Origin of the sequence: Granulicella rosea (genome assembly GCF_900188085.1) — a bacterium.
Taxonomy (GTDB): Bacteria; Acidobacteriota; Terriglobia; order Terriglobales; family Acidobacteriaceae; genus Edaphobacter; species Edaphobacter rosea.
The window spans coordinates 285,102-298,773 of record NZ_FZOU01000004.1; the positions used below are offsets into that span (position 1 = coordinate 285,102).

General features: G+C 59.8%; 11 protein-coding genes and 1 pseudogene. 11 read left to right on the forward strand and 1 reads right to left on the reverse strand.

Annotation, left to right across the window (positions count from 1 at the left end; all coding sequences use genetic code 11):
* Positions 1-9: 9 nt before the first annotated feature.
* The 10 genes and pseudogenes from CHB87_RS13155 to CHB87_RS13195 all read left to right on the forward strand — a co-directional run bounded on the left by CHB87_RS13155 (position 10) and on the right by CHB87_RS13195 (position 9,878).
* Complete coding sequence (locus tag CHB87_RS13155; RefSeq protein WP_176441747.1) at positions 10-1,002, forward strand: tyrosine-type recombinase/integrase; 993 nt, start codon at positions 10-12, stop codon at positions 1,000-1,002.
* Positions 1,003-1,017: 15 nt separating this feature from the next.
* Complete coding sequence (locus CHB87_RS21960; RefSeq protein WP_142988341.1) at positions 1,018-1,419, forward strand: hypothetical protein; 402 nt, start codon at positions 1,018-1,020, stop codon at positions 1,417-1,419.
* Positions 1,420-1,566: 147 nt separating this feature from the next.
* On the forward strand, positions 1,567-2,451 hold the full coding sequence (locus CHB87_RS13160; protein ID WP_089408906.1) for a hypothetical protein: 885 nt from the start codon (positions 1,567-1,569) through the stop codon (positions 2,449-2,451).
* Between the two features lie 451 nt (positions 2,452-2,902).
* Positions 2,903-3,613, forward strand: coding sequence for a ParA family protein (locus CHB87_RS13165; RefSeq protein ID WP_089408907.1), 711 nt, complete (start codon positions 2,903-2,905; stop codon positions 3,611-3,613).
* Positions 3,606-3,950, forward strand: coding sequence for a hypothetical protein (locus tag CHB87_RS13170; RefSeq protein WP_089408908.1), 345 nt, complete (start codon positions 3,606-3,608; stop codon positions 3,948-3,950). The genes CHB87_RS13165 and CHB87_RS13170 overlap by 8 nt, the downstream gene beginning before the upstream one ends.
* 159 nt (positions 3,951-4,109) lie before the next feature.
* Positions 4,110-5,129, forward strand: a complete 1,020-nt coding sequence (locus CHB87_RS13175; protein ID WP_089409088.1) for a replication protein RepA — start codon at positions 4,110-4,112, stop codon at positions 5,127-5,129.
* A 983-nt stretch (positions 5,130-6,112) separates the two neighbouring features.
* The gene (locus CHB87_RS13180; protein ID WP_089409089.1) at positions 6,113-7,105 is read left to right on the forward strand and encodes a LysR family transcriptional regulator; all 993 of its coding nucleotides are present in this window, start codon (positions 6,113-6,115) and stop codon (positions 7,103-7,105) included.
* A 337-nt stretch (positions 7,106-7,442) separates the two neighbouring features.
* Positions 7,443-7,972: pseudogene (locus CHB87_RS22815) on the forward strand (CpaF/VirB11 family protein); the annotation flags it as partial.
* Between the two features lie 533 nt (positions 7,973-8,505).
* Positions 8,506-8,667: a single-stranded DNA-binding protein gene (locus CHB87_RS13190; RefSeq protein ID WP_245817976.1), complete on the forward strand. Its 162-nt coding sequence runs from the start codon at positions 8,506-8,508 to the stop codon at positions 8,665-8,667.
* Positions 8,668-8,774: 107 nt separating this feature from the next.
* The gene (locus tag CHB87_RS13195) at positions 8,775-9,878 is read left to right on the forward strand and encodes a TlpA family protein disulfide reductase (protein WP_089408909.1); all 1,104 of its coding nucleotides are present in this window, start codon (positions 8,775-8,777) and stop codon (positions 9,876-9,878) included.
* Positions 9,879-9,983: 105 nt separating this feature from the next.
* Here the strand turns inward: CHB87_RS13195 and CHB87_RS13200 are convergent, their stop codons facing one another.
* Positions 9,984-10,784, reverse strand: coding sequence for a DUF6250 domain-containing protein (locus CHB87_RS13200; protein WP_217897054.1), 801 nt, complete (start codon positions 10,782-10,784; stop codon positions 9,984-9,986).
* A gap of 102 nt (positions 10,785-10,886) precedes the next feature.
* Between CHB87_RS13200 and CHB87_RS13205 the strand changes: the two genes are divergently transcribed.
* Entirely contained in the window at positions 10,887-13,634 is a 2,748-nt protein-coding gene (locus CHB87_RS13205; RefSeq protein ID WP_089408910.1) for an exo-rhamnogalacturonan lyase family protein, read from the forward strand.
* Positions 13,635-13,672 lie beyond the last annotated feature (38 nt).

Here is a 13,672-nt window from a genome sequence, read left to right on the forward strand (position 1 = left end):
CCCATAGAGTTGTGCAGGGCACTCGCGACGACCTGGCTTTTCGCAGGACTTCGCAACAACGAGATTCTTAGGCTGCGGGTCGGCTGCATCCGCTGGCAGCGCGATGCAGTAATTGTCCCTGCCACGGGCGACATACTCCCCGCCGATGCGGTCTGCCTGCTCGATGTTCCAGTCAACAAGACCGCAACAGCCTTCACGAAGCCAGTGGATCGTATCGTTGGAGACGCTATCGCAGCCTGGGAGAAGGTGCGTCCGCAGGGCGCCAAGCGGGCCGATTGGAAGACCGGAGAGTTCGTGGACTTTCTCTTCATGGTCCGGCTCACAGGCGTTGGCAAGTCTTATCTGAACAACACCCTCATCCCCGCGCTCTGCGCCAAGGCCGGCGTGCCGCTAGCCGATGTGCGCGGCAACATCACTACGCATCGCGCACGTTCCACCATCGCTTCGCAGCTCTTCAACGCGAAGGAGCCGATGACCCTATTTGAACTGCAGGAGTGGCTCGGGCACTCAAGTCCGTCAGCCACTCAGCATTATGCGAAGATTACGCCTCTGAAGATGGCCAAGTCCTACGCTGATGCTGGATACTTTGCACGCAACCTGCGTGCGATCGAGGTACTGATCGATCAGGACGCCGTTCGTGCCGGAATCGCCTCAACGGAACCTTGGAAGTTCTATGACCTCGGACACGGCTACTGCACCTATGACTTCTTTGAGCAGTGCCCGCATCGCATGGCTTGTGCCAAGTGCGACTTCTACATGCCGAAGCAAGCGACCGCAGCACTTCTGCTCGAAGGCAAGGCGAATCTGCTACATCTGCTTCAGGAGATTCCATTGGGAGAAGCGGAAGAAGCCGCCGTGGAGGACGGCGTCGCAGCTTACGAAAAACTCTTGCTGAGGCTCGCAGACGTACCCACGCCCGCAGGCCCAACGCAACGACAGATCGGCAGCGATCTGGTTCAGATCACTTCTTTCAGAGTAGCCCCAGGCAGCAGTGCGACGTAACGATAGAATTTGTCCATGCCCTCGCGATCTCATTCATTGGCCGTTTGGAAGACTGTCTCCCTGTCAGGAGCAGCTCTGATCGCAGTTGGCATCTTGGCCGGATATATCGACGTCGCCACCCATTTTCGATTTGAGTTCATCAGCGATCATTTCGATCTCTTCACGTTAGCATTACTTGTTGGAACTGTGTTGTCTTTCGTAGGATTCATTGGCTGGAGCGCCCAGCCTGGAGCACCGCGACGCGGTCTCACGGCAGGTCTTATCTTGATTGGTCCTTGGATTGTGCTTCTGTTCGGCTCACCAATTGGAGGAACAAACATTCATGGTCCTGCTGCTTTAGTCATGTTGCTCATCCTTCCCGCGACGGTTCTGGCCCTTGTACTCGCCATAATGGCCAGAGCTAAACGCAACACCTAAACTAGGTCCCGAAAAGCTCCAATAACGACTATGTCCTATTATTCGTCTCACGCGGGGAGTGCGGCGGTGGCGAGCCAGCGGAAAACACTTGCCAGTTGCCCTGATTCCACATAATGCCTCGACGGAGCTTGCTATCAGAGCAAGGTAATGGCGCACATCGACCGCGAGGTTGCCGCCCATCCTGAGTTGGTCCAGATCGAGAACGGCTGGAGAAATGCGAAGGAGCAGCGACCCGGTGCAGTGCAGCGTGGCGTCTTTCGCGAGATCGAGAACGTGGTGGACAACCGCGACGCCGAGCCGGCACCGCCGTGCGAGTCGGCCAAGTCGGCCATCATCGTATACGGCAAGCGCGTAGGCACCATCATCACCGTCTGCACGGACAACCACTGCCCGGTACACGACCCACGCGCGGCTTCGGCCCAGGCCGCGAAACCCGCTCCAAAGCTCGCACCCGCTCCCGAGGCCGAGACGGAGGAGGAAGCCGCACAACGTCAGCAGGAGTATGAACGGCAACAGAGAGAGTATGAACAGGAGCAGGAACGACTGGCCGAGGAACAGAAGCGGGAGGATGAGCTCCGCCAACAGCAATGGGAGGCGGAACGCGCCCGGACGGAGAAGCTGCTGAAAGCACGTGCGGCGACCTTCGACCGCATTCTCGACGCGGCCCCAGCCACGTTCACCGCAGCACAACTGAGGGTCTTCTTGCGGACCCTTGTGAACCTCGACCCGTACACCTTCGTGGACGATGTCGCCGAGCATTTCGCCCCAGAAGGCGAAGACAATGACAAGAGCGCAGAGGAGATTCTGCTTGGCGTTGTCGACGGACTACCCGACGACAAGCTGACAGGCTTCGCGCTGCGTCTCGTCCTTACCGGAAGCAAACCGATCCCACGCGAAGGCGAGGCAGATTCCCTCACGGAAGCCGCAACCGCCTTCCTTCCAACTCCCCGAAGAAGGCAGCCGGCAAAGCAGCGAAGGGGCCGACAACAATCAAAGCAACCTCCAAGAAGAGCGCACCAAAGAAGCAAGTAGCCGCATAGCCTTGGGGCGGGAGCCAATGACTGGCTCCCATTTTCCGTGCGGACCTTAACTCTTAAGTAGACACGAGGTCCCTCACCTTGATTTTGGGACGTTGTGTCCCGAAGTACACGCTATCCTATGCCACACCATTCTTGCGTATACGCGCAGTCATCCCGTTGCCGGCAAGATTGGAAGATTCACCTCATTCTGAGGGCTTTACCTTTCACATGGACAGCTTTCGGGATGCCAAGGACATCTCCTGGCATGTTTCATACGCGAGGTTTACCCCAGGATAGCGGCCCGGTCGCGATTGCCGGATTGTGCAAGATTGAGGATTTTGAAAAAAGCTTGCGCAAGCTTTTACATGATTGCACAAGCTTGCATAAGCTTTTGATTAATTGCAAAAGCTTCTAACGTGCAGCGAAAGCCAGTAATGGCATACTATTGATGTACAGGAGGCCATATGCCCGTCATCGTCGCCGCCAATCCCAAGGGAGGGGCCGGAAAGAGCACCACCACCCTTGTTCTCGCGCAGACTCTCAGCAAACTGGGTGCCTCCGTTACCGTCATCGATGCCGATCCGAACCGGCCTATTGTGGAATGGCGTGCGGGCGCCTCCGCCTCGAAGATCCGCGTGATCGGTGACGCCACCGAAAGCACCATCGTGCGGACCATCCGCGAGGAGAGCACCAGGAACCAGTTCGTGTTCGTCGACCTCGAGGGCACGGCCAACCGTCTGGTCTCGCGCGCTATCACACAGGCTGATCTCGTCCTGGTGCCATTGCAGGCGAGCGGTGTCGACGCTCGTCAGGCAAGCCGCGCCATCGCGCTCATCCACGAGGAAGAGGAGACGCTTGCCGGACGCCAGATTCCTTACCGCATCGTGATGACACGAACCAGTCCGATCATCACCACACGCATCGAGCGCGAAATCATTGATTCGCTGAAGAGCGCAAAGCTGCCCGTCATGCGCAACCGCCTGCACGAGCGGCAGGCATATAAGGCGATCTTCGTGCGCCGGCTCGCGTTGCACGAACTCGATCCGTTACAGGTGAACGGCCTCACCGAGGCGCTCGAAAACGCACAAAACTTTGCCGACGAGCTGGTCGATATCCTGACACAGAACGCCGAGCCGAGAGGTTCGGAAAAGAAGAAGGAGGCAGCCCATGCCTGAGGACAACTTTGGATTTGGCGGTGCGGCGGTGCGTTCCACCGCCGACAAGCTGCGCGCGATCCGGCCGGCCGAGGTTGCGCCGCCCCTTCCCGTCATGGACCGCATCGATGCCATTGCGGACTCTCACGGATTTACCAGCAGGGAAGCGTCTGCGCCCTCGACGAGCCGGCCTCCCGTTTATAGACGCAAGCGCCAGACTGGTCCGACGATTCCCATCACGACTCGTCTACCGGAGCGCGTGGCCGCGGCGTTCATTGGATTCTGCGAAGAAAATCGACTGGCCTATTGGGAGGGAATCGAAGAGATGATGAAACGTCTCGACATTCCTTGCGAATAGACCGGCACCCAGGAGCGGGTAGAGATGGCGACAGCGAAGAAGGCAGCGAAGCGGGCGCCTCGCACGACGGCGCGCAAGGGTGTGATCTCAATCGACGCCGCGGTCCCAGCGAACGCGCCGGAGCATCATCCGCACGTCTTCGAAGACCGAGGCCAGTCCATGACGCCGAACGAGGAGGACGAGCTAGCCTTTGCCATCTCCGCATCCGCCATGGACGAGGTGGGGGGCCTGTCGCCGGTGGCGATGCGCCTGCTAGAAGCTGCAACCGACATGCAGCAGTCGCCCGACTCCTATGAGAGGGCGTTCCTCGCCCGGCAGCTCATCCAGTGCACCTTCCCCCACTCAGACCCCGGCAATGTACCGATCTGGAGCCGCACCAACGGGAACCTGACCCTGTCGATCCGTCCGCTCTACGATGAGGAGAGTGCCTCCCACAAATACCCATACGGCACCATCCCGCGACTTTTTCTGTACTGGATGGTCACCGAGGCAGCGCGCACCAAGAAGCGGAGGCTCTACCTCGGAACCAGCTACCCGGACTTCATGCGCAAGCTGGGTCTCAATCCTTCGAACGGCGGCGTACGCAGCGATTCCCGTCGCCTGAAAGATCAGATTGAGCGCATGCTGAGGGCAACTATCAGCTTCAAGCAGACCTATAAGCGCGATGGTAAGACGGGCGATGCGTGGCTCGACATGCAAATCGGCCCGGAGGCCGTGCTCTGGTGGAACTTCGATAAAGGATCGCAAAACTCGTTGTTTGAAAGCTACATCGAGCTGAGCGACAAATTCTTCAGCGCCATCACCTCCAGCCCGATCCCGCTCGACCTGCGTGCCTTGCGCGCTCTCCGGAATTCGCCCCTGTCGCTCGATCTCTACTCGCTGATCTGCCACAAGACCTATAGCGCGCGGAAAGACGGAGATACAAAGACGATCCCATGGGACGGCCTGCACCGGCAGATGGGTTCCGAGTACAAGGAATTGCGAAATTTCCGCCAAAAGGTGATCGCCACCGTGAAAAAGATCCGGCTCGTGTACCCGCAGATGAAGGTCGATCTCTCCGAGAGCGGCATGCACATCCACCCGGCGCCGCTGGCGATTCCAGAGCGCACCGGTGGAGAAGCCCAGGAGTTTCTGGCGATCGAAGCAAGTATCGTCAAGCGGCGGCGTATCGCGAAGTGAGGGCCTGCGCAGCATACGCTGAAACGGTAGCAGAAAAGCTGGCAAACTCAGCTCTGCTACCGTTTCAGCGTGTCGTGGGCATGTATCCCGCGTGAGCACGCTGAAACGGTAGCAGAGACTCTATCCACACGGCGTCTCCAGGTATCCGACGACGCTGAAACGGTAGCAGCTCGCCATCACGGAGAGGGTCGTTCGACGCTGAAATGGTAGCAGGAAAGCGTCAGTTCGACGGCACGCTGAAACGGTCGCGGCAAAAGATCGCCACGACACGCTGAAACGGTAGCGGCACGATGAATTTCAAAAGTACGCTGAAACGGTAGCGGAAGCCTCCCAAATGCCGACTACTCGTTGAAACATGAGCAGAATCCAGTCTGCCGCTGCACGTTTTCAGCCGAAGAGCGTTCCACGCTGAAACGGTAGATCCAGATCTCAGCGTTTTTCGCTCTCCACGCTGCATCGGAAGCGCATCCACGCCGAAACAGTAGAGCCTCCACGCTGAAACGGAGCGGAATCTCCGCTGAAACGGTAGCGACAAACGGCTTGCTTAAAGGAAGCCTGTAGTTAACCTGTAAGAAAGAACATAGACAAGCTAGTTCGTTGGTTCATAGCTTGAGTCCTTGTATTCAAACTGAGCGCGCTGCAGTCTCTTGACAGCATATGTTCCGAACAGGGGCGTGAACAGTACGATTGCATTGCAAAAAACCTCCAAGTTGACTAAAGTAGCCTTTCGAAACTCGCCGGTCTGTTGATAAGCCTGACTTCGCTCTCGGCCCCCTGTCCAATACTTTGTATTTATTGGGTGATCGCTCAGAGGTATCGGGTCCGACGAAACACTGCCGTAGCGCGACTTTTCGCGAAAAGTGAATTTGGCCAAATGCCGGAATGTTGTTGTCGCGGAAGGATTTTGTCGCGAAGATTTCTCATAAGGACGATCGTCAGTCCGGGACGCGTGGTGTGTGCTGCTGTTCTTGGGGAGCTTCGTGATGCATGACTGGGCCGAGTTTCGTCACTTCCGCTATTTGCTTGCCATTTTGGAGAAACAAGGGTTTCGCGCGGCAGCCGAAGAGCTGCACACGTCGCAACCGAACCTCAGCGTGCAGGCACGTCGATTCCAGGAGAACGCTTCGATCAAACTTTTCCGCAAGACGCGGGATGGCCGCATACGGGCGACGCAAACCGGGGAGGCCTTCATCCAGCTGGCACAGTCGCTGCTGGAGATGCGGCATGAGGTGATCGATGCGCTCATCGCCATCGAACGAGGCGAGATCTCCACCATCCGCCTGGGTTCCACACCCCTCGTCGATGGGGAACTGTTCCGCTCCTTCTGCTCCATGCACAGAACGATCCTGCCGATGGCCGCTGTTCGGCCGACCCATGGCGACAGGGCCCAACTTGTCGAAGAGGTTTTGGCCAGCCAGGTCGACGCTGCCGTGGTCACATTGCCCCTCAAAGATCCTCGAATTCATGTCGAAGAGCTGCGTCGCGACCGCCTTGTGGTCTGCCTGCGAAAAGATCATCCGCTTGCCAGCAAAGCCGCGCTGCAGCCCTCGGACCTGCAAGACAATCTCGCCATCCTGTATCACCCGCAGCGTCACCCCGATGCTCACCATCGACTCCTCGAACTGCTCGCCGAAGCGGGTGTCCTGGTCGAGGCGTATTCACGTGCATCGCACCCCTCCGAGATGCAGATGCTCGTCAGGGAAGGCTATGGATTCGCTCTGGTTCGGGAAGGCACCCCTCTCGATGACGCCCTGACAACACGGCCCATCGCCGGGGTCGATTGGACCGTCGACACGGCGGTGATCTATCACAGGCAGTGGCGACCGAAGACGGTTCCGCTCCTGATACGCAGATTCAAGAAGCTGCAGAGCACCCAGTCGTCTGAGATCTTTCCACGAAGACAGGAAGCGTTCCTTGGAGGCTCGATTCCTGTCCTGGATTCGTTGCCGAATGGCCCCTCAAAAGCTCCCGTATAGCCGCAGTTTTCGATGCCGGAACAGGCTCCTTTGAGGGCAGGTGATAGGTCGGAGTTATCGGGCGATCCATAGGAAGTATTGGACGGCTGGAAGAGCCTGTTTCATGATCTCGACATATCCCGACTGAATTCAGTCGATGGAGGTGCCGATGTCACACAGAAGTTCATTCGCTGTTCCTCGTACCATCAGCCAGCGCAAGGCACGGCTGATGCAGTTCTCCTCCCAACAGTTGATGCGGGCAATGCGGCTCATTGCGCCGACTCTTGTCGCGATGTCGTTTGCGGGCGTGGCGCACGCGCAAGGAACGATGGACTTCTCCGGGGCTCAGACGCTGATGGGGACGTTCAAGACCACCTTGCTCATAGGGCTGCTCGACCACGTTCCGCAGAATGAGCGGCTGCTGATTATCGAGCAGCCGGCGGAGCTCAAGGTGTCGCATCCCAATTCCGTTCGCTGGGAGGCGGTGGATGCGATTCCAGGCCAGATCGCCGTCACGCCGAGTGAGCTTCTGGCTGCCGCATTGCGGCATCGTCCCGACCGGATCATCATGGGCGAGATTCGCAATGAGTGCGGCTACGACCTCCTGCAAGCGATGAATACGTGCACGGCGGAACGCTGTCGACGATTCATGCCAAGTCGGCACTGGACGCTCTGAACCGCCTCTCCAATCTCGCCCTGAGTGCTCGACCGAATCTGAATCATGGGTTCATGCGTTCCGAGACCGCTCAGGCGATCGATTTCGTTCTGTACTGCGAGCGCGACATCACCGGCCGCCGCCGCGTCCGCGAGCTGATTACCGTCTCCGGATACAGCCACCAGGAGCAGAGCTTCCTCTCGGAGGAGATCTATCGTGCTTCCGATGCCTGAGCCGCAACCTTACCGCTAGAGAATCGAACCCGAATCCGAGGTCACTCCGATGTCCTTTCCTGCTGCCAATAACGGCTGCACAGCCTTACCTGTCCCTGAAAGCGCCCAGCGTGCCGTCCCTAGGCTTTCCGAAGCGCAACGGGGCATGCTCGAAGCCGTCCTTGAACGGAGCGGTTGCCGGTCGAATAGAGGTTGCGATCCGGGCGAACTCTCGCAGCCGAGACGCGAAGGTTGACTTGGCTACATGGGGGAGCCTTCCGTTCCGTATCCCGTCCTCTACTCGGGGTCACGCTTCGGGGCCAGACCGGCGCCCTGCGGCTCGGCGTCGTTCTGCTTCGGCTACGCCGCCCCTGCGGGGTCTCGGGACCTCCCAGAACAAGTTTGAAAGCCGCGGCATCAGACGCCGCTCAAACTTCTTCCGGGCCCCACCAGGAAAGCACTCCTTGGCGCTTGGGAGCCGGGCCCACTCGCTTGGCTTCGCCGAGTGTGACCCGAGCAGGATACGGGAATTCAACGAAACGGAGATCAACACCATGTACTCAAACAAAGTCACCCTCATCGGCTTCCTCGGCAACGACGCAGAGGTTCGCACCAACAACGATCGCAGCCTCACCACACTCTCGCTGGCAACCAAGAGCTCCTACAAGAAGGACGGTAACCTAGCGTGCGGCTTTACTAATCCCTCGGTCCGATAATATTGCGATATGTTCCGTGAACGAGCACGTCCGTTTGCTGATACGAGGCCGGCGGGATCGCGGGCCTCGCCCAAACGCAAAGGGCTATCACTCTCATTTACTACAACATGAAGGACGTTGTGCTTGGTTACCGCGTGACGGCGCTGGAAGGCAACGTCGCGACGCAGTCTCGTTCCGCGAATGCTGAGTACGGCTTCCAGGCAACGCGGCACGTCGATGCGAACGACGTCGCTGCGAATGCTCCCAGTATCGCAGGCTCGTGGGAGATTGCGCTTCCCACGCCTTCCTCCAAAGGCGAGAAGGCATTTCGTCTCATCGTTGAACAGCGCGGCGCCGAGGTCGCAGCCTCTATTTTGCGTGTGGATGGAGACACCGGCGCCTATAGCGGCACTTACAAAGAGGGCAAGTGGCTGCTAAGCCACTTCGACGGCTCGCGCCCGGGCAACATCCAGCTTGTTCCAACGAAGGATGGCGGCCTGGAGGTCGTGCAGAACGCAGGCCGCGCTGCAAGCCCGGTTGCAGCGCAGGGCAGCGGTACGGCCAGCGCCAAACAATATACGGAGGACCCTTCCGACAGCCGCTATACACCGAAGCTGGTTGCTTATCGTACTGAAGTTGCACGGGCCAAGGGGCTGCCCGAGCCGGAGAACTACGAGACGCACACGACCGTGCGCGACCCGAAGGAGAAGTTTGCGTTCAACTTTCCGGATGTGAATGGAAAGCTGGTCTCGAGCGAGGATCCGCGCTTCAAGAACAAGGTCGTCTTCGCGATCGTGACCGGCACCTGGTGCCCGAACTGCCATGATGAAGCACAGTACCTTGTCGAGCTGGACAAGAAGTATCGCGACAAGGGTCTGGCCATCGTGGCGCTGGACTTCGAGGAGCCCGAGCAGCAGGGAAGCCTGGAGCGGGAACGCGCCTTCGTGAAGCAGTACGGAGTGAAGTACGACTACCTGATTGCAGGTGCGCCCGCCGAGATGTGGGAGAAGATTCCGCAGGCAGTGAACCTGAACACCTGGCCGGCGACGATCTTCGTCGGCAAGGATGGGCTGGTCAAGGGCATTCACTCCGGCTTCGCCTCTCCTGCGAGCGGTGAGTTCAACCGCCAGCTCCAGGCGGAGTTCACCGCGAAGATCGAGCAACTTCTGGCGGAAAAGGCGACGAGCAATGTTGCCTCCGCGGCTGCGGGCTCCGGCGGTGAAGGCCAGTAATCTTTTGGCTGGCATCACGACAAAGAATAGCGCGCCACGAGAAGATGCCTTCTCGTGGGCGATCTCTTTAGACGGATGCCGCACAAAGTACAGTCCCTTCTTCAGCTACCTTTCATTCAGCCGGATCACGCGAAGATGGCGCACACGCATGTGGTTCCTGGTAGTTCGAAGGCCGAACCATCCATGCGTGTAGGGCTCGGCATCGGTCATCTCAAAGATCTTTTTGTCATCGCGCCAGTATTGAATCAAGGTTCCGGACGCGATGAGAGTAATGAGCTGCGGCTTGTTCGCGAAGATGCCTTTGGAGGGATCGCGCGCGACGGACAGATCGTTCTCCGGCAGCAGCGGCCTGTCGGTCGCGGCGCCGATATAGCGCCGGAAACGGGTGGTGGTGTTGGCGTTGCCCCCGAGGCCGACGTAATACATCCGAAGCGAGTTGTATTGCGCAAATGCACCGGTTCGCGGCTGAGCGAAGAGGTCCGCCGGCGATCTTGGGTCGGTGGCCATCCAGAAGCTATTCAGATCGCTGACTCGGTCATTCGGACCGCCGGCGGAGACGACGGTCGCCTCATACTGGATCATTACCGGCCCATCAAGCGGCTGCCGCAGCCAAACAGTCACTCCCTCTGGTACGTCTATATCGAGCGTGCCCCGCTTCGCTGTGACGAAGCCGGGCTTTTCCATTTCGATTCGCCACGAACTGAGCCCATGCTTGAAGTCATCCTTGTAGAGCAGTTTGCCGCGGTGCAGGCGACTGTCCGGCGGTATGCTTTGCGACCATCCGGCAACCCCCAAGGTGGCTACTGCGAGAGCAAGAATTCCGTGTGATAGTGAGCGCTTCATCCAAGTGATTGCCATAGGCGTTGTGACCGAAAGAATAGCAGCCGCGTGTACGACTTCGAGCATACGGTCGGCCCCGACGACCGAAACGCACTTCACAAGCCCGTACCGAGGGGCCATAATGAGCGGACGATACGGACTGCAACCCAGACCGCCCGGAGCCGAACCTTGAGCCAGACAACTCGCCGCGACTTCCTGAAAGACGCTGCATTCGCCGGCGTCGCGATCTCGACCCTCCCGCTTACGGCCCGTAGCCTCCACGCTCAGGGCGCGACCTCTGCCGTCCCCGCTGTGACAGCAGTAGACCTCCGGCTCCTCGATAAGGAGCCCACCCAGCCCGCAGGCGTTAGCTGGGGCGTTCCGTGGGCTCGTGGCTCCGTCTCTCGCAGCGAGGGCTTTCGGCTGGAGTCGCCCGCGGGCAACCTACCTCTGCAGAGCTGGCCGCTCGCTTACTGGCCTGACGGCTCGGTCAAGTGGACCGGCTTCGCAACGGCACTTCCCGCTGGCTTTGCTAGCTCGGCGAAGTTGATCCCGGGCGCACCGACGCCCGTCACCGGCAAGCCGATCGCCAGAAAAGAAGGCACAATGGTGCACGTCGACACAGGCGCGATGCAGTGCGACCTCCCGCTCGCCGGCGCGAACCTGATCGAAGCGATCCGTATCGGCGGCAAGGAGATAGGCCGTGCCGGGCGGCTTGTCTGCATTCTGCAAAGCGGAACTGCCAATCGCCCGGAGGACTCTCCTGAGCGCGAGCGCTTCGTCTCCGAGCTGAAACAGCTCACTGTCGAGCAGACCGGTCCCGTGCGCGCCGTGGTTCGGATCGAAGGCGTTCATCGTGGCGTCAGTTCGCACCGGGAGTGGCTACCTTTTACTGTGCGGCTTTACTTCTACACCGGCCAGACCTCCATTCGACTGGTCCACACGATCGTCTTCGATGGGGACCAGGAGAAGGACTTCATCCGAGGCCTTGGATTCGAGATCGATGCGCCGATGCGCGATCAACCCCTGAACCGGACCGTCCGCTTCGTAGGCCATCAGGGTGGTCTGTGGTCCGAGCCGCTGCAGCCCGGTGGCGGCAATGCGGCCCAGGAGTCCGGCCAGCCCTTCAGCCCGCCACCGGTCTTCGCGCAGAACGCAATCTGGAACGACTTCAAACTCAGCCAGCCAAACCCGGACGGATTCACCATCGTCAAGCGCACCGGCGCGGAGAGCACCTGGATCCACTCGGCCTCCGGCACTCGCGCCGCGGGTCTCGCCAGCGTGGGCGATCTTGGCGGCGGACTCGCGGTGAGCATACGCAACTTCTGGCAGTCCTTTCCTGCAGGACTTGAGATACAAAACGCCGCGAGTGAGTCCGCGAGATTGATCGCGTGGCTGTGGTCGCCCGAAGCGCCTGAGATGGACATGCGCTTCTACGACACGCACGGGCACGGTCTGCCCGCGGCTTACGAGGATGCGCAGCCAGGCCTCTCCACCGCCTACGGCGTTGCGCGCACGAGCGAGCTCAGCGTCTTCGCCGCCTCTGCCTTCGTGACCAAAGCCGAGACCGTCGCCATGGCCACTGCAGGCGCACAACAGCCGATCTTTGCTGCCTCGCCGGAGTATCTGCACTCTGCGGATGTCTTCGGCGTGTGGAGTCTGCCCGACCGCTCGACACCTTTTAAGAAATCCATTGAGGACGGTCTCGACTCCGTGCTCGCCTACTACGAGCGGCAGGTAGAGGAGCGTCGCTGGTACGGTTTCTGGCAGTATGGCGACTTCATCCACTCCTACTCTGCCGCGCGTCACGTCTGGCACTACGACTGGGGCGGCCATGCGTGGGATAACACGGAACTCGGTGCGCCGCTTTGGCTCTGGTACAGCTTTCTGCGTACCGGGCGTGCCGACCTCTTCCGGCTGGCCGAGGCTCATGCTCGCAACACCAGCGAGACCGACACGTATCACCTCGGCCCTATGCGGGGTCTCGGCTCGCGTCACAACGTCGTCAAATGGGGCGATGGAGCCAAGGAGGCGCGCATCAGCCAGGCCGCGCATTGGCGGCCCTTCTACTACCTCACCACCGACGAACGCACGGGCGATCTGCTGCGCGAGGCCGCCACACACTCCGGGGTCAGCATGGCGAACTTCGACCCTATGCGTGAAGTTGAGCCGAAGCAGCCGGACGAGCCGCCCGTACGCATCCGCATCGGCCCCGACTGGTTTGCCCTTGCAGGCAACTGGATGACCGAGTGGGAGCGCACGGGCGACAAGCGCTGGCAGGAAAAGATTCTTGCAGGCATCGACTCGATCCTGACCATGCCCTTCGGCCTCGAGACCGGCAAGCCCGAGGCCAATGCCAAAGCACTCGCCGCAACCGTGGGCTTCGACGACACGACCGGTAAGCTGACGGCTATTCCGAATCCGCAGAGCCATGCGCTGGTGCCCGCGAACTATAACCTGGCGACCATCCAGGGCGGGGGAGAGGTGATGTTCGAGCTTGTCCCGCTGCTCGGGCGCAAGGACTTCGAGGAGGCATGGCTTAAGCTCTGCCGACTTGGCATCGCACCATCCGAAGTCTGGGAGAAAGACCGGACCACGCACAACGAAGGCGCGGACGCACAGTATGTGCCGCCGGGACAGAGTGGGCCGCGACTCGCGGCGTATGTTTACGCCAGAACCGGGAACGTCGCCTACGCAAAGCGCGCGATCGAGATGCTGCTCTCGCAGGGCGGAGGCATCGCAAACCCGGTGTTGGTGACGGGCTCGGATGTACTGCAGCCTGTGCAAGAGGATGCGCGAATGTCGACCAATGAAGCATCCCAGACCTCCCTGCAATGTATCGAGGTGCTTGAACTCTGCAAGGACCAACTCCCACACGAGGCGGCCGTCCGCGTCGTACGTGATCCTCGCAACCGTTCCTTGCCGCCTACGAAGTAGCTTGTTACCAGCTTGCTTACAAGGCTTTGTTCACAAGC

Excerpts from the sequence above, each read along its gene's own strand:
- CHB87_RS13200 (WP_217897054.1), bottom strand. The coding sequence starts at position 10,784 with ATGCTCGAAGTCGTACACGCGGCTGCTATTCTTTCGGTCACAACGCCT.
- CHB87_RS13160 (WP_089408906.1), top strand. The coding sequence starts at position 1,567 with ATGGCGCACATCGACCGCGAGGTTGCCGCCCATCCTGAGTTGGTCCAG.
- CHB87_RS13175 (WP_089409088.1), top strand. The coding sequence starts at position 4,110 with ATGACGCCGAACGAGGAGGACGAGCTAGCCTTTGCCATCTCCGCATCC.
- CHB87_RS13165 (WP_089408907.1), top strand. The coding sequence starts at position 2,903 with ATGCCCGTCATCGTCGCCGCCAATCCCAAGGGAGGGGCCGGAAAGAGC.
- CHB87_RS13180 (WP_089409089.1), top strand. The coding sequence starts at position 6,113 with ATGCATGACTGGGCCGAGTTTCGTCACTTCCGCTATTTGCTTGCCATT.
- CHB87_RS21960 (WP_142988341.1), top strand. The coding sequence starts at position 1,018 with ATGCCCTCGCGATCTCATTCATTGGCCGTTTGGAAGACTGTCTCCCTG.
- CHB87_RS13190 (WP_245817976.1), top strand. The coding sequence starts at position 8,506 with ATGTACTCAAACAAAGTCACCCTCATCGGCTTCCTCGGCAACGACGCA.
- CHB87_RS13195 (WP_089408909.1), top strand. The coding sequence starts at position 8,775 with ATGAAGGACGTTGTGCTTGGTTACCGCGTGACGGCGCTGGAAGGCAAC.
- CHB87_RS13170 (WP_089408908.1), top strand. The coding sequence starts at position 3,606 with ATGCCTGAGGACAACTTTGGATTTGGCGGTGCGGCGGTGCGTTCCACC.